Here is a 16,396-nt window from a genome sequence, read left to right on the forward strand (position 1 = left end):
AGCGCTTGTTTTACCTGCGAAAGTATAAGGTTTTCTGGCGGTTATCGTGGCCGCTCTTACACCTTTATTGATAATGATTTGCATTAGAAAATGCAAAATATTATCATTCTTAACATTATTTTACGTTTTTATACAAGCAGTCGGCCGCTCCGCCGGCGGCTTGGCCGTGGACGGGCCGCGCCCGTTCGGCCGCGCAAGGCATAGGTTTGCCGCAGGGATAAGCAACAGCAAGGTCGGGAAGGCCGCAGCGTCATGGTCTGTGTGAGTGTCGATGTAGGTTGTGTAAAAAAAATCAAATTTTGTGCACCTCTGGGATGAAAGGAGAAGACATCTATGGGCAAGCATTTTGCGGCTCAACGGCATGAAAGCGTAGGAAACGGGGAAAAGGCGGGGTTAAGAGCCATTGGGGCGTTTTCCTCGGTATTTTTAGGCGTGTGTTCACTGGCGATCGGTAACGTCAACGCGGCGGAAACGAAGAGCAACGAAACCTACCAGGACGCGGAAACGCTGCTGGTCACCGGTGAGAAGATCAAACGTTCCATTTTCGACACCGGCTCCAGCGTGCAGGTGTTCGACAGCAACCGCATCGCCTCGATGCCCGACGCGGTGCAGATCCCCGATCTGCTGCGCATGACCCCCAACGTGGTGGATCTGGGCATCGGCAACGAACTGCCGACCGTGCGCGGTATCGACGGTTCCGGCCCGAACGTCGGGGCCAATGCTTTCCTCAGCGGCACCCGCCCGCGCCTCAATCTGTCGTTGGACGGCCGTTCGCTGACCTATAACGAACAGGCGTTCGGCCCGCAGTCGCTGTGGGATCTGGATCGCGTCGAAGTGTTCCTCGGCCCGCAAAGCTACATCCAGGGGCGCAACGCCATCGCCGGCGCCATCGTCATGGCCAGTAAAGACCCGACCTTCGAATGGGAAAGCGCCTTCAAGGGCGGAGCCGGCAACCAGCACTCGTCACAGTTGGCCGCCATGGCGTCTGGCCCGCTGGTGGAGGATCAGCTGGCGTTCCGCGTCAGCGTCGATCGCCAGCGCCGCCGCAGCGAGGCTGACCTGCCGGCCTATGCGCCAGTGGGCGATCCGCGTGAAGTGGAAGCCACCACCGCCCGCGCCAAGCTGTTGTTCAATCCGGCCGGCCTGCGCGATCTGACCACTAAGCTGACCTTTAACCACTTCGGCAGCACCGCACCGCAAAACGAAAGCCTCAACCCGCAGCCGCATCCGACCAATCCGCGTCACGATCCGCGCCGCGCCGTGTTCAAAAGCAACATGAACAGCACTATCTGGGATCTGGCCTGGGAGGCCTCCGATGCGCTGACGTTTGAAAACCGCGTTATCTACACCGATTTCAACATCAACCGTCCGACCGCTTACAACATCCAATACGCCGAGATCGACGGCCAGGAAGTTCACGTGGAGCCGGTGGTGCGCTTCGGTGGCGCGGACAGCCGCCTGCACGGGCTGGCGGGGCTGCGTTATTTCCACGGCACGCAGGATGAGTTCGTCAACATTTTCGGCGGCTCGACCTTCAAGGATAAAACCGATACCCATTCGGCGTTCGCCGAGCTGACCTATGCGCTGACGCCGCAGGTGGACGTGACCGCCGCCAGCCGTCTGGAACGCGAACACCGTCGCCGCGACGGCGGCAGCCAGGCGGTGCGCATCGACTTCGATGAAACCTACACCGTGTTCCTGCCGAAGCTGGACGTGGCCTGGAAACCGACGGATACCCAAACCTACGGCGCCAAGATCGCCCGCGGTTATAACGCCGGCGGTGGCGGCATCACGATTGGCACGCCGGTGGTCAGTTACACCTACGGTTCCGAGTATGTCTGGAACTACGAGCTGTACACCCGTCATCACCTGAAAGACGCCAACGTGGTGCTGACGGGTAACCTTTTCTACAACGATTACAAAGATATGCAGTTGCCGTACTCGCTGGGTGAGAACTCCAGCGTGATCCGCAACGCCGACAAGGTGGAAACCTACGGCGCGGAAATCGGCGCCACCTGGCAGCCGCGCTGGGACTTCGAGCTGTTCGGCAACCTCGGCCTGCTGAAAACCGACATCAAAAAGTTCTCGGGCAGCGGCGTGGAAGGGCATGAACTGGCGCGTGCGCCGGCTTACACCGCCAACATGGGGGCCAAGTATCAGTTCCTGAAAGGGTGGGAGCTGAGCAGCAACGTGGCGTTCACCGACTCCTACTATTCGCAATACGACAACGACTCGCGCGGGCGCATCGGCTCCTATTGGACGGCCAACGCCCAGCTGGCTTACACCTTCGACTACGGCCGCGCCACGCTGTATGCGAAGAATCTGTTTGACTCCGACCGCCGCGAGATGATCCGAAGCAATGACATCTACACGGCGACGCTCCAGCGCGGCCGCCTGATCGGCGCGGCGGTTGAGCTGAATTTCTAACGCTATCGCAATGATGGGGGACGCATGTCCCCCGTTTTGTGCGCTATCCCGGCACGGCCGGGCAAAGGAGATAACGCAGTGATCGGTGATTTTGACAGCATTCTGAGCGATGAAGAGGCCCAGCGGCTGGAGAGCGCGTTTCAGGCGCTGGGCGCGGCGTCGGCCAACGGCGAGCGGCCGGTAAGCGAAGCCGAAGAGCGGGCATGGTTCGCCCATCTGCAGCAGGGTGACGCACGCGGGCAGCGGGCGCTGGCCTGGCGCCTGACGGGGGAAGTGGATATCGCCCGGCTGGCGGCGGCGCTGCAGGCGCTGGTGCGGGAGACGCCGGGCGTGGACGTGCGCTACGTTTTTGATGACGAAAACGGGCTGATTAAACGCGCCGCCGGTTCGGCGCCGTTGCCGGTGAGCCTTCGTCAGGTGGCGGACGAACAGCACGCCATTGGCTGCCTGCTGCAGGCGCAGGCGGCACCGTTTGAACTGGAAAGCGAAGCGCCGCTGCGCGGCTTGCTGTTGCTCACGCCGGGCGATGCCGTGATTTTGGGCGTGGTCTTGCATGACATCCTGGCGGAAACGCTGCCTTGGCGCCATCTGCCGGCGATGCTGTCCGCCCGTTACAACGGGGATGTGATGCCTCTGCCTTTCGCGGCGGAGCCGGTCGAGCTGGCGGAAACCACGGAGCCGCAACTGCCCTGGGCGCGCCAGGCGGTCTCGCTGCAGGATTACCGCAGCCCGGCGCCGCGCACTGAAGCCTTGCCACCGGTGGGCGCGCGCGTGGTCACGCGCATTGATCGCTCGCTGTTGCCCGCCAACGACACGCCGCGGGCCTTGCTGGCGGCGGTGGCGGCGCGGTTTGCCGAGTTCGTCGCCGCGCAGGCCGGCGGCCAAGCGGTGCAGCTGTGCGTGCCGGCCGCGGAAACGGCGGAGTTCGTCGGCCTGGAGCTTGGCCTGACGGCGCCGCCGCTGATGCGCCTGACCGTGCAGCATGGCGAGAGCGACGTCGGGCAGCGGCTGCTGGTGCAGGCCGTGGCCGAACAGCCGGATCCGCAACGGGCGCAGCTGCTGGTGGCCTGGTGCGACGATCTGGCTGCGGACTGGTGCATGGAAGGCGTTCACGCCGAACGCCTGTTGCTGCCGCCGCTGCATACGCCGTTTGAACTGGCGCTGCTGTTGGGCTTGCCAGAGGCGGAAGCGCTGACGCTGGAGCTGGTCACCGACCCGCGCCTGTCTCCCCATGTGGCGCCTTTCCTGCTGGAGCAGTTCAGCGCCTCCCTGGCCGGGCAGCGAATTGCCGTCGCATTGCCGGCGGCTGAGGCCGCTTCCCCGGCGATTACCGCGCCGGCGGCGAACGGCGACGCGGACGAAAGCGTTGCGCCGTTGATTTTGCAGGAGTTCCGTGAGGCGCTGGTGGCGCCGGAAATGACCCAGGATGAAGACTTCTTCGATCGCGGCGGCCATTCGCTGGTCGCTACCCGGGTGATCGGCCGTTTGCTGAGCCTGCATCAGATCGAAATCAACATTAACGATCTGTTCAGCCATCCGACGGCGCGCGGGCTGGCGGGCTACGCCAAACGCCTGAACGTCGCGCAACCGAATGCCGCGGTGGCCGCCGCCGTCGATCATGATCGCGCGCAGGCGCCGCTGTCGCTGGCGCAGGAATCGCTGTGGAAGGTGTATGAAGCCTTTGGCCATGACGAGATTTTCAACCTGCCGTTCTCTTTACGCTTCTTCGATGCGGTGGATGAAACGGCGCTGCATCAGGCGTTTATCGACGTCATGACTCGCCATACCGTGCTGCGTTCACGCTTTGTCGAGCAGCAGGGCGAGGTGGTGCAGGTGGTGGTGCCGGCTGCTGAACTCGCGGACTACTCGTGGTTCCGCTTCTCCCACGAGACGCCGGCGGGCAACGCCGCCGCCCTGTTGGCCGATGCCGGCCAGCACCGGTTCGATCTGGCCGCCGAGCTGCCGCTGCGCGTCACGCTGCTGCGCGATGCGGACAACGGCCAGCAGCTGCTGTCGCTGCTGTTCCACCATGTGGTGCTGGATGAATGGTCGCTCAACCTGATGATGGATGAGCTGGGCATCGCCTACCGCCATCGCGTCGTCGGCCAGGCGCCGCAGTGGAGCGGGCAACCGCCGCAGTTCCACACCTTCGCCCGGCAGCAGCGGGCCTCCGGGGTGCAGCAGCAACATCTGGACTACTGGCTCGATGCGCTGCGCGGCGCGCCGGTCGGCCAGCCGATCTTCCGGCAAGAACCCTCTACCCACCCGGCGGTGCCTGCGCCGGCGGACGTCAACGGCGGCTGGCTGGAGTTCGAGGTCGATCCCGCTGTGGCGGAAGGCCTGTATCAGCTCGCTCGCCGCAATAACGCTTCGCTGTTCAACGTGGTGTATGCCGGGATCACCTCGGCGCTGCGCCTGCTTGGCGGCCCGGCGGATCTGCTGGTGGGCACTTCGACCTCCGGCCGTAACGACGCCGAGTTCTTCGATACCGTCGGCTACTTCACCACCGTGGTGGTGCACCGCGTGCGCTTCGACGAAGGGCTGACGGTGGCCGGCTTGGTCAGCCAGGTGAAAAACACCGTCAACGGCTCGTTGCCATACACCGACATTCCGATCGATCTGGTGGAGGAAGGGCTGTTCGGCGTGGACGCCGACCGCAAGAACCACATGTTTGAAGTGTTCATCCAGATCCACAGCCGCATCAAACTGAACGGCGAGTTCCGGCTGCAGGACGGCAGCGCGATCGCCTACCGTCAGGTGGAGCCGGAGAAAGCCGAATCGTTGCTCGGCCTGCAGTTTGAGGTGATGGAAGACGATCTGGCGGGGGCGAAATCCCTGCGGGTGATGATGACCTACCGCCAGGATCACTACAGCCGGGAGCAGGCCAATCTGATCGCCGACGGCGTTCAGCATGTCTTTACCCAGTTTGCGCAGCACATCGCTGGCGATATCGCTCTGGCGGCGCTGCCGCCCGGGCCGCAGGCATGACGTTGTTTCACTCTAACCGAAAGCATGATTTTCAAGGAGATAAAAGGATGTCTGGAACCCTAGCAACCCCGCGCGCGTTACTGTCGCTGCTGGTGGCGGCCTCTCTGGTGGTCGCCGGCGCCGCGCAGGCCGACGATGCCGGCATCAAACCGCAGGACATCAAGCGTCAGGCGCTGTCGTCGACGGTGGTGGAGATGGCCTACAGCACTTCGCAACAGGCGCTGTTCGTCAGCGCGCCGGACTGGAAGGAAGAGGCACGCTCCCGCGTGCTGCGGCTGGATCCCAACACCCTGGCGATCAAGGCGGAGATCCCGCTGCAGGTGAAAGGCTTCGGCGTAGCGCTGAACGACGCGGGCAATCGCCTGTACCTGACGCAGGCCTTCAACGGCGAAGTCGGGGTGGTGGACACCACCACCAACCACGCGCTGGGCAGCATCAAGCTGCTGGACAAAGCGGTGCTGGAGCAGGCTTACAAGCAGGCGGGCATCAGCGGCAAGCGCCTGGATTTCCTGTTGGCGGAGCTGAAGAAGTTTAAAATCACCGAGGACTACCTGTACCGCCTCCGCGAGCTCAAGTATGACGCGCAAAGCGGTCGTCTGTTCCTGCCGGGCTTGGGCTTCGGCGTCGACAGCGTGCTGTACGTGGTCGATACCAAGGCCGGCAAGCTGGAGAAAGTGATCCCGGGCTTCGGCTACAATGCGGTGGGCATCACGCTGGATGAGAAGGGCCGCCGGGTATTCGTCTCCAACATGCAGGGGCAGGTGATCACCCTGAACGCCGACACGCTGGCGATCACCGCCACGCACGAAGTGCAGGCCGATCAGCTGCTGAACCTGGTGTATGACCCGGCGAGCAATCGCCTGCTGGGCGTCGATCAGGGCATCGATCGCGACGACTACCGCAATCATCATCTGGGGCACGACTATGTGAAGCGCAGTAGCGGCCACCGGGTATTCGCGCTGGATGCGGACAGCGGAAAAGTGCTGGCCAGCGAGCTGACGGATGAGGTGCCGATCGGCCTGCTGCTCGATGAGCGTAGCCAGCGGCTGTATGTCGCCAATCGCAAAGGCGTGCGCGTGGATCACGGCGCCGGGACGCTGACTGTGTTTGACGCCAAGACCCTCAAGCGCCTGCAAACCGTAGACCTGCCGCCGCACCCTAACAGCCTGGCGCTGGATCCGAAAGGCGACGCGCTGTTCGTGACGGTGAAAAACGACGGCGCTGCCACCAAGGCCGGCAAGCCGGAAAGCGTGGTGCGCATTCAGCTGCACACCAGGTAACTGAATTGCAAAGGTAAAAAAAGGGGTGCTGAGCACCCCTTTGTGGTTGGGTTATGTCATCAGAAGTGGGTGTTGATGCTCATGTAGTAGGTACGGCCCGGTTCGTTGTAGGTGGCCGCGCCCGCGCCGGCGATGTTGATCGCGCCGGTGTTCGGATCGCCCACGTTCTGCGCGTTGCCGGCGCGGAACTGGCGTTTGTCGAACAGGTTGTCGATGCCGGCGGTGAGGCTGACGTTTTTGGTCAGGTCATAGGTTGCGCTGGCGCCGACGACGGCGTAAGGGCTGACCTCGCGGGTTTCGCCGCCGGTGGCCGGTTTACCCTGGTAGTTGTACTTTTTCGGCTTCTGCCGGCCGTACCAGGTCAGGGTGGACTGCATCGACAGATCCTGCGTGGCCTGCCAGCTGAGGGTCGAGTTGACGGTGAACTTCGGGATCACCGACAGGTAATCGCCGGTGGTCTTGTTCTTGTTCTCGATCATGTAGGTGGCGTTGTTGCTCCAGGTGACGGTCTCGCTAACCGGCACGTTCAGCGAGCCTTCCAGCCCTTGTACCACCGCTTTCGGTACGTTTTCCCACTGATAGACCGCCGTGCCGGTGCTGCTGGTGGCGATGCGCGAGTTACCCGCCTCAATCTTGTTGTGGTAATCGTTGCGGAAGTAGGTCACGCCGGCCAGCCAGCCTTCGTTATGGAATTCCAGCCCGATCTCTTTGTTAACGCTGGTTTCCGCTTTCAGATCGTCGTTGCCGAGCAGGTAGCAGCCGTTTTTGGTATCGCTGCCGGCACATCCCTGGCCTTTGCTGTACAGCAGGTAGTTGCCGTTGGTTTGGAACAGCGTCGGGGCTTTATAGGAACGCGCGATGCCCATCTTCAGCGTGAAGTAATCACCCAGTTCCTGCGACAGGTTCAGCGCCGGGCTCCAGTTGTTGCCGGATTCCGAATGCAGATCGTAGCGCAGACCCGGCGTCAGCATGGTGGTGTCGGTCAGCTCAATGTTGTCTTCGGCGAACAGCGAGAAGATATGTGCGGAAGCGTAAGGGCTGCGCGTGCCGGTAGTCATGCCGGGAATGGTGCCGCCCATCAGCGTTTGGCTGGTGGAGGTGCCGTCTTTCATCCGCTGCTGGGTCCACTCGGTGCCCAGCGTGGCGGTTTGCGCGACGCCCAGCTCAAACGGCACGCTGACTTCGCTGTGCGCCAGGAAGTCGTCCAGCTTGGTGGTGCCGAAACCGGTGTTTTTGGTGTCGAAGATGCCTTCGGTGCCGCCGGCCAAGCCCTCGTTCAGGCGGGTGTTGCGGGTGCGTTCGAACTGCACGTAGTTGTTGGTGCTCACCCCGTTGTCCCAGGCGCCGCGGTGGGTCAGGCCGAAGGTTTCACGGTAGATGCGGTTGGTCTCTTTGCCGTAGTTGCTCTGCACCAGGGCGTTGGTGTTGGTGTTCTGGGTATCGCCGGCGTACAGGTTGCCCTGGCGGCCGTAGGCGTACTCGAATTCCAGCGACTGCAGATGGGCGAAGTCCCAGTGCAGCAGGGCGTCGATGTTTTTATCGACCACCCCTTCGCGCCCGGCGGGCACGCTGTTGGCGTAGGCGCCGACGCGTTCGGACTTGTGCGATTCGTTAATGTCCCAGGCGTCGGCCTGCGTTTTGCTGTAGCCGCCGAACAGGCGGAAGCTCAGGGAATCGCTCAGCGGGCCGGACAGGCTGAAATCGGTGCGCTTGGTGGCGCCCTCCTGCTTGTGCTGCGGCACGTTGAAGTAGCCGTTCAGCGAGCCGTGCAGCGCATCGCCGGCCTTCTTGGTGATGATGTTGACTACGCCGCCCGCGGCGCCGTTGCCGTAGCGCGCCGCGGCCGGGCCGCGCAGCACTTCGATGCGTTCGATCATTTCCGGCGGCACCCAGGCGGTATCGCCGCGGGAGTCGCGTTCGCCGCGCCAGCCCTGACGCACCGAGTTGCGGCTGGAGGCCGGTTTGCCGTCGATCAGAATCAGGGTGTTTTCCGGGCCCATGCCGCGGATATCGATCTGGCGATTGTTGCCGCGCTGGCCGCTGGTGGAGTTGCCGGTCAGGTTAACCCCGGGCATGGTGCGGATCAGTTCGCTGATGTCGCGCGCCGGCGGGCGTTTTTTGATCTCGTCGGCGGTGATGGTGGACACCCCTGGCGCCTGCAGGTTCTGCCGGGCGGCGGTCACGACGATGGTGTCTTCGCCGCGCGGCTTTTTATCCGTGGCGCCGCTGTTCTCTTCCGTGGTGGTGGTGTCGGTTTGCTGCGCGGCGTTGGCGAACGCGGACGCGCCCAATCCCAAGCCGATAAGAGTGGCTAAAGAATAACGTGATAGCTTGCTTTTCATCTGAGTGTCCTACCTTGCTGCCATCCCTCGCCGAATGGGGGGAAGGGCGGTTGTAGTTTTTGTGTAGTCGGAAATAGAAAATCGGCTGCGGCAAGGGATGCCATTGATGTATCCCCGATCCCTGTCCGTTGCGCGCAATACCAGCACGATCTCCAAGCCTTACACACTATTGCAAATGCAAATTATTATCAATAGTATTTGTCGTACAGTGCGTTCGGGCGGTGGCCGGCGATAGGGAAAAGTCGACGTTCCCGGTGCCGCCAACTACAAAATGGGTAGGCGTTGTGAATACAGAACTACAGTCAGAAAGCAGCAGATTATTGGCCAGCAGCAATGCGGGCAGTCCAGGGTGGTGGTTGACGGTGGCACGACGCGGTACGCCATGGGTAGAACCGGCGGGTAACGGCCGCTGGCGCACCACCTTTTTCTGGCGCGATCCCCAGGGATGCGAATTGACCTCCGCCTACCGTCGCGTATGGATCAACATTAACTGCCTGACCGACCACCATCAGCCGAATCCGCCGCAAAGCCTGCAGCGTTTGGCCGGTACCGACGTGTGGTATTGGCAGACCGAACTGAGCGGCGCCTGGCGCGGAAGCTACTGCTTTATCCCCTGCTTTGACGAGCGGCCGCCGGCGTTCAGCGGCGACGATGCGCACGCCAACATGCACAACCTGCGTCACTGGTGGCATCAGGTGTTCGCCAGCGCTACCCCCGATCTGCTCAACCCGTATCGCTCCTGGCAAAGCGCCAGCGGTCACAGCGTCTCCGGGCTGCACATGCCGGATGCGCCGCCGCAGCCGGTATGGCGTTCGTTCGACGAATATGAGATCGCCAGCGGGCGCTGCACACCGCCGCTGCCGGCGCGTTTGCAGCGGCATACCTGGCAGAGCGAGCGCCTGGGCAACAGCCGCGATGTCTGGATCTACACCACCGGCGACAGCAAGCCGGCCGAGCGCCCGCTCGCGATCTTGCTCGACGGCCAGTTCTGGGCGAAGCAGATGCCGGTTTGGGCGCCGCTGATGCAACTGACCCGCGAGGGGGCGTTGCCGGAAGCGGTGTATGTGCTGATCGACATCATCGATCTGCCGCACCGGGCGCGAGAATTAACCTGCAAGGACGATTTCTGGCTGGCGGTGCAGGAAGAACTGATGCCGCAGCTGGCCGACTGGGCGCCGCACAGCGACAAGCCGGCCGATACGGTGGTGGCGGGGCAAAGCTTTGGCGGCCTGGCCTCCCTGTATGCCGGGCTGCGCTGGCCGCAGCGCTTCGGCGCGGTGATCACCCAGTCCGGTTCCTACTGGTGGCCGCGGCGCGACATGCTGCAGCTGCCGAGCATTCCCGACGACGCCTGCTGGCTGATGCAACAGGTAGAACGGCACGGCCTGGGCAACCACGGCGCGCTGAAGGTCTTTATGGAAGCCGGTTCGCAGGAAAAACTGGTGCATCGGGTCAGTGGCGAAATGGCGGCGCGCCTGAGCGACGCCGGCCATCGGGTGCACTACCGGGTGGTGGAAGGCGGGCACGATGCGCTGTGCTGGCGCAGCGGCCTGACCGATGGGCTGCAGGCGGTATGGGCTTCCGCTTTCGCCACCGCTTACCCGGCATCGGCGACGGCACGAGGAACACATGATGGAAAGCCTGAATCCGTTCGATGATCAACAGCAGCGCAGCCTGGTGCTGCGCAACGTACAACAACAATACAGTTTGTGGCCGGATTTCCGCGCCATTCCGTCCGAGTGGACGATCGTCTTTGGCCCGGCGGCGCGCCTCGAGTGCGCCGAATGGCTGGAACAGCATTGGCAAGATATTCTGCCGGTCGCAGCACGCGAGGCGTGACCGGCGCCAGGTAATCACGGGAGCAATAAGCAGTGTCACACACCCCTAACTCTCTCAGCGGCCCGGCGCTTGCGGGCGAATGGCCGCTGGTCGCGGCACAACCCGGCATCTGGGTCGCCGATCAAATCTCCCCGCATCGCAATGCCTACGCGGTGGCTCACGCCATCGAACTCAACGGCCCTGTCGCCGTGGAGCCTCTGCTGCAGGCCATCATCCAGGGCCTGGGCGAGGTGGACATGCTGCGCCTGCGTTTTGCGGAACGCGACGGCGTGCCGGTGCAATGGCTGGATGACACGCTGGCGGTGCACGAGCCGGAACTTGTTGATCTGACGACGTCGCCGGACCCTGAAGCCGCCGCGCGCGCGCTGATGGACATCGATCTTGCGAGCGATCTGCGCGCCGGCAGCGGCGCGCCGCTGTATCGCCATGTGGTGATGCGCCTGGCGGATGACCGCTGGTTCTGGTATCAGCGCTATCATCATCTGCTGGTGGACGGTTTCAGCTTCACCGCCATCGCGCGCCGCGTGGCGGCGATTTACACCCATCTTTGCCGCGGCGACGCGTTGGAACCGACGCCTTTCACGGCGTTCAGCGACGTGGTGGCGGAATACCAGGCTTACCGGGAGGCCCCGGCCTGGCAACGCGACGCCGATTTCTGGCGTGAAAAAGCACGGCAGTTGCCGCCACCGGCCACGCTCTGCCCGCAGCCGCTGGCCGGGCAAACGCCCACGCCGCGCATCCACCGGCTGGAACAGCGCTGCGATCCGCAGGCCTTCGCCGAACTGGTGCAGTGCGGCGCGCAGCAGAAGCTGAACGCCGCCGATATGGCGGTGGCGCTGGTGGCGCTATGGGTGTCGCGTCTGAGCGGCCAACCGAGCTTCAGCGCCGGTTTTATCTTCATGCGCCGTACCGGATCGGCCGCCCTGTGCGCCGCCGGCCCGGTGATCAACGTGCTGCCGATGGAGATGCACCTCGAGCCGCAGGCTACGCTGTATGAGGCCGCCGCCCGCATCAGCCGCGAGCTGAAAACGGTGCGCCGCCATCAGCGCTACGACGCCGAACAGGTGCAGCGCGATCTGGGGCGCATCGGCGACGGCGAACCGCTGTACGGTACGGTCTTCAACTTCAAAATGTTTGATTACCAGCTGGACTTCGCCGGTATCGAAGGCATTACCCACGATCTGGCCTCCGGGCCGGTGCGCGATCTGGAGATTGCGCTGTTTATCGACGAACACCATCAGCTGAAGGTGGAGCTGCTGGCCAACGCCGAGCGTTACAGCCGTCAGGAACTGCTGGCGCATCTGCAGCGGTTGCCGCTGCTGCTGGCGCAGTTCGCCGCGCAGGCAACGTTGCCGATCGGCGAAGCCGACATGCTGACCGCCGACGATCGCGCGCTGCTGGCGCGGGTCAACGACACGGCGCATCCGGTGCCGGCGACCACGCTGAGCCAACTGCTGGCGCAGCAGGCGCAAAGCACGCCGAACGCGCCGGCGCTGGCGGATGCGCATTTCAGCTTCACCTACCGCGAAACGCGCGAACAGGTCACGGCGCTGGCGCGCCAGCTGGTTGTGCAGGGCGTACGGCCGGGCGACATCGTGGCGGTGGCGCTGCCGCGCTCGGTGTTCCTGTCGCTGGCGTTGATGGCGATCGTGGAAGTGGGCGCCGCCTACCTGCCGCTGGACACCGGTTATCCGGACGAGCGGCTGGCGATGATGCTGGAAGACGCCGCGCCCCGGCTGGTCATCACCAACCCGGCGCAGCAGGCGCGCTTCGCCGACAAGGGCGAAATCTTGCTGTATGACGCGCCGCTGGCGGCCGATCATGCCGCCGGGGTGGCGATCGCGGGCCCGACGCCGGATCATGCGGCCTATATCATCTTTACCTCCGGTTCCACTGGGCGCCCGAAAGGCGTGCTGGTCGGCCATCAGGCGATCGTCAACCGCTTGCTGTGGATGCAGCACCAGTATCCGCTGGGGGCGGACGACGCGGTGCTGCAGAAAACGCCATGCAGTTTCGACGTCTCGGTGTGGGAATTCTTCTGGCCGCTGATGGTCGGTGCCCGGCTGGTGATGGCGCCGCCTGAGGCGCACCGCGATCCGCAGCAGCTGCAACAGCTGATCGCGCAACACCGCATTACCACGCTGCACTTCGTGCCGTCGATGTTGGCGGCCTTCGTCGCCGCCCTGGACGATGACGCGGCGGTGGCGAACTGCACCGCGCTGCGCCAGGTGTTCTGCAGCGGTGAAGCGCTGCCGGCGGAGCTGTGCCGCCTGTGGCAAAGCCGCACGGCGGTGCCGTTGCACAACCTCTACGGCCCGACCGAGGCGGCGGTGGACGTGACCTGGCATCCGGCCTACGGCGACGCGCTGGCGAAGGTGACCGGCGCCAACGTGCCGATCGGCCTGCCGGTATGGAACACCGGGCTGCGCATTCTTGACGCGCGCCTGCGGCCGGTGCCGCCGGGCGTGGCGGGCGATCTGTATCTGACCGGCGTGCAGCTGGCGCACGGCTACCTTGGCCGGCCGGATCTGACCGCCAGCCGCTTTGTCGCCGACCCGTTCGGCGAGGGCGGACGGATGTACCGCACCGGCGACGTGGCGCGCTGGCTGCCGGACGGCGCGGTGGAATATTTGGGCCGCAGCGACGATCAGCTGAAGATCCGCGGGCAGCGTATCGAGCTGAGTGAAATCGATCACGCCTTGCTGTCGCTGCCGGGCGTGCGCCAGGCGGTGACGCATGCGCTGGTGTTGCAGGGCACGCCGGTGGACGCCGGCGGCGATGCGCGCCAACTGGTGGGCTATCTGGTGATGCAACCCGGTGTGAGCTGGGATGCGGAGGTTTTGCGTGCGGCGCTGGCCGACCGCCTGCCGCCGCACATGGTGCCGGTGGCGTTGGTGGAAATGCACGATTTGCCGCTGAGCGCCAACGGCAAGCTGGATCGCAAGGCTTTGCCGCAGCCGCAGGGCGGTGAGCGCAAGGCGGGGCGGCCGCCGCAGGCCGGGTTGGAAAGCGAGATCGCGGCGGTATTCGCCCGTTTGCTGCAGCGCGAGCAGGTGTTCGCCGACGACGATTTCTTCGCGCTCGGCGGCCATTCGCTGCTGGCGATGCGCCTGGCGGCGGAGCTGCGCCGCGATCTGGGCAAGGCGGTGTCCGTCGGCCAGGTGATGGTAGCGTCGCGCGTTGAGCAACTGGCCGCCTTGCTGGCGGAAGATCGCACGCAGGAAGAGGCCGATCGCAGCGGCTTCGACAGCGTATTGCCGCTGCGCGTCACCGAGGGGCCGACGCTGTTCTGTCTGCATCCGGCGTCTGGTTTCTCCTGGCAGTTCAGCGTATTGCCGCGCTATCTCGATCAGCACTGGTCGCTGGTCGGCATCCAGTCGCCGCGGCCGGACGGCCCGCTGGCGCTGAGCGAAGACATGGACCAGGTGGTGGAGGCGCACCTGCAGACGGTGCTGCAGGTGCAGCCGCACGGGCCGTACCACTTCATCGGTTATTCGCTCGGCGGCACGCTGGCGCAGGGCATCGCCGCCCGGCTGCAGGCGCGCGGCGAGCAGGTGGCGTTCCTCGGCCTGCTGGATACCTATCCGCCGGAGACCCAAAATTGGGACGTGATGCTGGACGACAACGTGTTGAAGGAAGTGCAGCGCGAGCGCGAGCAGTTCCTGGCGGTGTCGCAGGACACGCTCGATCCGGCGCTGGGTGAGACGCGCACCGCGATGTTCGACAACATCGAAGCCAACTACGCCGATTCGGTGCGGTTGTTGTCGCACACGCGGACCGCCCGTTTCCACGGCCAGGCGACGCTGTTCGTCGCCAAACGCACGCTGCAGGCAGGGATGGACGTGCAGCAAACCTGGTCGCAGTACGTCGATGCGCTGCAGGCGCACGAGCTGGACTGCGCGCATGTCGATATCGTTTCGCCGGCGTCGTTCAAAGTGCTGGGGCCGCTGCTGAACCGGATCTTGCGCACGCTGTAATGACGCCCTCATCCCGCCGCCAGGCACGGGGATTGCCCCGCGTTTGGCGGCGTTTCTTGCGGTTGCTCACAATTGAATATCAATGAGTTTTATTATCATTATTGATTTCGTCATCTGTGCTAGCATAGCGCTCCGCAACTGCAGAATCCCCGTTTAAAGATGTGGTGAACAACCGATGAGTAGCAAACCCTCCATCCTGCTTGATTTCAGCCTGCTGAAAACCAACCGGGCTTTCCGCGCGGTGTTCTGCGCGCGCTTTATCTCCATTGTGGCGCTGGGGCTGATGGCGATCGCCATCCCGGTGCAGATCCAGGCGCTGACCGGTTCCACCCTGCAGGTCGGGCTGGCGGTGACGCTGGCCGGCGGCGGCATGTTCGCCGGGCTGCTGATGGGGGGCGTATTGGCCGATCGCTATGAGCGACGCCGGCTGATTCTGTTTGCGCGCTCTACCTGCGGCGTCGGTTTTGTCGGCCTGTGTCTCAACGCCCTGCTGCCGTCGCCTTCGCTGGCGGCCATTTATCTGCTGGCGGTGTGGGACGGCTTCTTTGGCGCGGTGGGGGTGACGGCGCTGCTGGCGGCCACGCCGGCGCTGGTGGGCCGCGAAAACATCGTGCAGGCGGGCGCCATCAGCATGCTGACGGTGCGCTTCGGCTCGATTCTTTCTCCGGCGATCGGCGGCCTGGTGATCGCCCATATGGGCATCGCCTGGAACTACGGTCTGGCGGCGTTCGGCACCCTGCTGACGCTGCTGCCGCTGCTGAGCCTGCCGCAGCTGATGCCGCCGCCGCAGCCGCGTGAACACCCGCTGCGCGCGCTGGCGGGCGGTTTCGCCTTCCTGTTCCAGAACAAGGTGATCGGCATGGTGGCGCTGATCGGCGCGCTGCTGACCATGGCCAGCGCGGTGCGCGTGCTGTACCCGGCGATGGCGGAAGGTTGGCACATCGACGCTGCCCACCTTGGCTATATGTACGCCGCCGTGCCGCTCGGCGCCGCCATCGGCGCGTTCACCAGCGGGCGCGTGGCGCACGTGGCGCGCCCCGGCTGGGTGATGCTGCTGACGGCGATCGCGGCGTTCGCCGCCATCGGCCTGTTCGGCCTGATGCCGTGGTACAGCCTGGCGTTGCTGTGCCTGGTGGCGTTCGGCTACCTGAGCGCGCTGAACTCGCTGCTGCAATACGGTCTGATCCAGAGCCTGACGCCGGACAACTTCCTTGGCCGCATCAATGGCCTGTGGACGGCGCAGAACGTGGTGGGCGATGCGCTGGGCGCGTTGCTGCTGGGGGCGATGGGCGCCTTTATGCTGCCGGCGATGAGCGCCAGCGGTTTCGGCTTCGGCGCGGCGGCGCTCGGCATCCTGTTGCTGTTCGCCATGACCGGTTTGCGTCAGGTCACGCTGCACAAACCGGAGCCGCAGCCCGCCACAGAAAAGTAGTCGAACGCGTTAAGACAACGCTGTGGGATCAAATAGCAATGCTTATCATCGGCATGCGTAAAACCCACAGCGTTTATGTCATGATTTCGAAATGAAAGAAGTGCTTACGTT

General features: G+C 64.1%; 8 protein-coding genes. 7 read left to right on the forward strand and 1 reads right to left on the reverse strand.

Features of this window, described 5'->3' with window-relative positions:
• Window positions 1–333: 333 nt before the first annotated feature.
• The 3 genes from JL05_RS02315 (at window position 334) to JL05_RS02325 (ending at window position 6,695) form a co-directional block, all read left to right on the forward strand.
• Window positions 334–2,427 (forward strand): TonB-dependent receptor, encoded by a 2,094-nt coding sequence (locus tag JL05_RS02315; protein ID WP_033631547.1) that lies wholly within the window; start codon window positions 334–336, stop codon window positions 2,425–2,427.
• 78 nt (window positions 2,428–2,505) lie between these two features.
• The gene (locus JL05_RS02320; protein WP_033631548.1) at window positions 2,506–5,415 is read left to right on the forward strand and encodes a condensation domain-containing protein; all 2,910 of its coding nucleotides are present in this window, start codon (window positions 2,506–2,508) and stop codon (window positions 5,413–5,415) included.
• 47 nt (window positions 5,416–5,462) lie between these two features.
• Window positions 5,463–6,695: a YncE family protein gene (locus JL05_RS02325; protein WP_015376340.1), complete on the forward strand. Its 1,233-nt coding sequence runs from the start codon at window positions 5,463–5,465 to the stop codon at window positions 6,693–6,695.
• 59 nt (window positions 6,696–6,754) lie between these two features.
• Here JL05_RS02325 and JL05_RS02330 read toward each other — a convergent pair whose 3' ends face one another.
• Window positions 6,755–9,037: a TonB-dependent siderophore receptor gene (locus tag JL05_RS02330; RefSeq protein ID WP_033631550.1), complete on the reverse strand. Its 2,283-nt coding sequence runs from the start codon at window positions 9,035–9,037 to the stop codon at window positions 6,755–6,757.
• A 284-nt stretch (window positions 9,038–9,321) separates the two neighbouring features.
• Between JL05_RS02330 and fes the strand changes: the two genes are divergently transcribed.
• The 4 genes from fes (at window position 9,322) to entS (ending at window position 16,285) form a co-directional block, all read left to right on the forward strand.
• On the forward strand, window positions 9,322–10,695 hold the full coding sequence (fes, locus tag JL05_RS02335) for an enterochelin esterase (protein WP_074469401.1): 1,374 nt from the start codon (window positions 9,322–9,324) through the stop codon (window positions 10,693–10,695).
• Window positions 10,670–10,876, forward strand: a complete 207-nt coding sequence (locus JL05_RS02340) for an MbtH family protein (protein ID WP_004930023.1) — start codon at window positions 10,670–10,672, stop codon at window positions 10,874–10,876. The genes fes and JL05_RS02340 overlap by 26 nt, the downstream gene beginning before the upstream one ends.
• A 32-nt stretch (window positions 10,877–10,908) precedes the next feature.
• Window positions 10,909–14,853 (forward strand): enterobactin synthase subunit F, encoded by a 3,945-nt coding sequence (locus JL05_RS02345; RefSeq protein WP_033631551.1) that lies wholly within the window; start codon window positions 10,909–10,911, stop codon window positions 14,851–14,853.
• A gap of 175 nt (window positions 14,854–15,028) precedes the next feature.
• A complete protein-coding gene (gene entS, locus JL05_RS02350) occupies window positions 15,029–16,285 on the forward strand; it encodes an enterobactin transporter EntS (RefSeq protein WP_033631552.1) in 1,257 nt (418 codons plus the stop codon).
• Window positions 16,286–16,396 lie beyond the last annotated feature (111 nt).

This window comes from Serratia nematodiphila DZ0503SBS1 (genome assembly GCF_000738675.1).
Classification (GTDB): Bacteria; Pseudomonadota; Gammaproteobacteria; order Enterobacterales; family Enterobacteriaceae; genus Serratia; species Serratia nematodiphila.

Coding starts and splice junctions, on each gene's coding strand:
- JL05_RS02315 (WP_033631547.1), top strand. CDS start 334: ATGGGCAAGCATTTTGCGGCTCAACGGCATGAAAGCGTAGGAAACGGG.
- JL05_RS02325 (WP_015376340.1), top strand. CDS start 5,463: ATGTCTGGAACCCTAGCAACCCCGCGCGCGTTACTGTCGCTGCTGGTG.
- JL05_RS02330 (WP_033631550.1), bottom strand. CDS start 9,037: ATGAAAAGCAAGCTATCACGTTATTCTTTAGCCACTCTTATCGGCTTG.
- JL05_RS02340 (WP_004930023.1), top strand. CDS start 10,670: ATGGAAAGCCTGAATCCGTTCGATGATCAACAGCAGCGCAGCCTGGTG.
- entS (WP_033631552.1), top strand. CDS start 15,029: ATGAGTAGCAAACCCTCCATCCTGCTTGATTTCAGCCTGCTGAAAACC.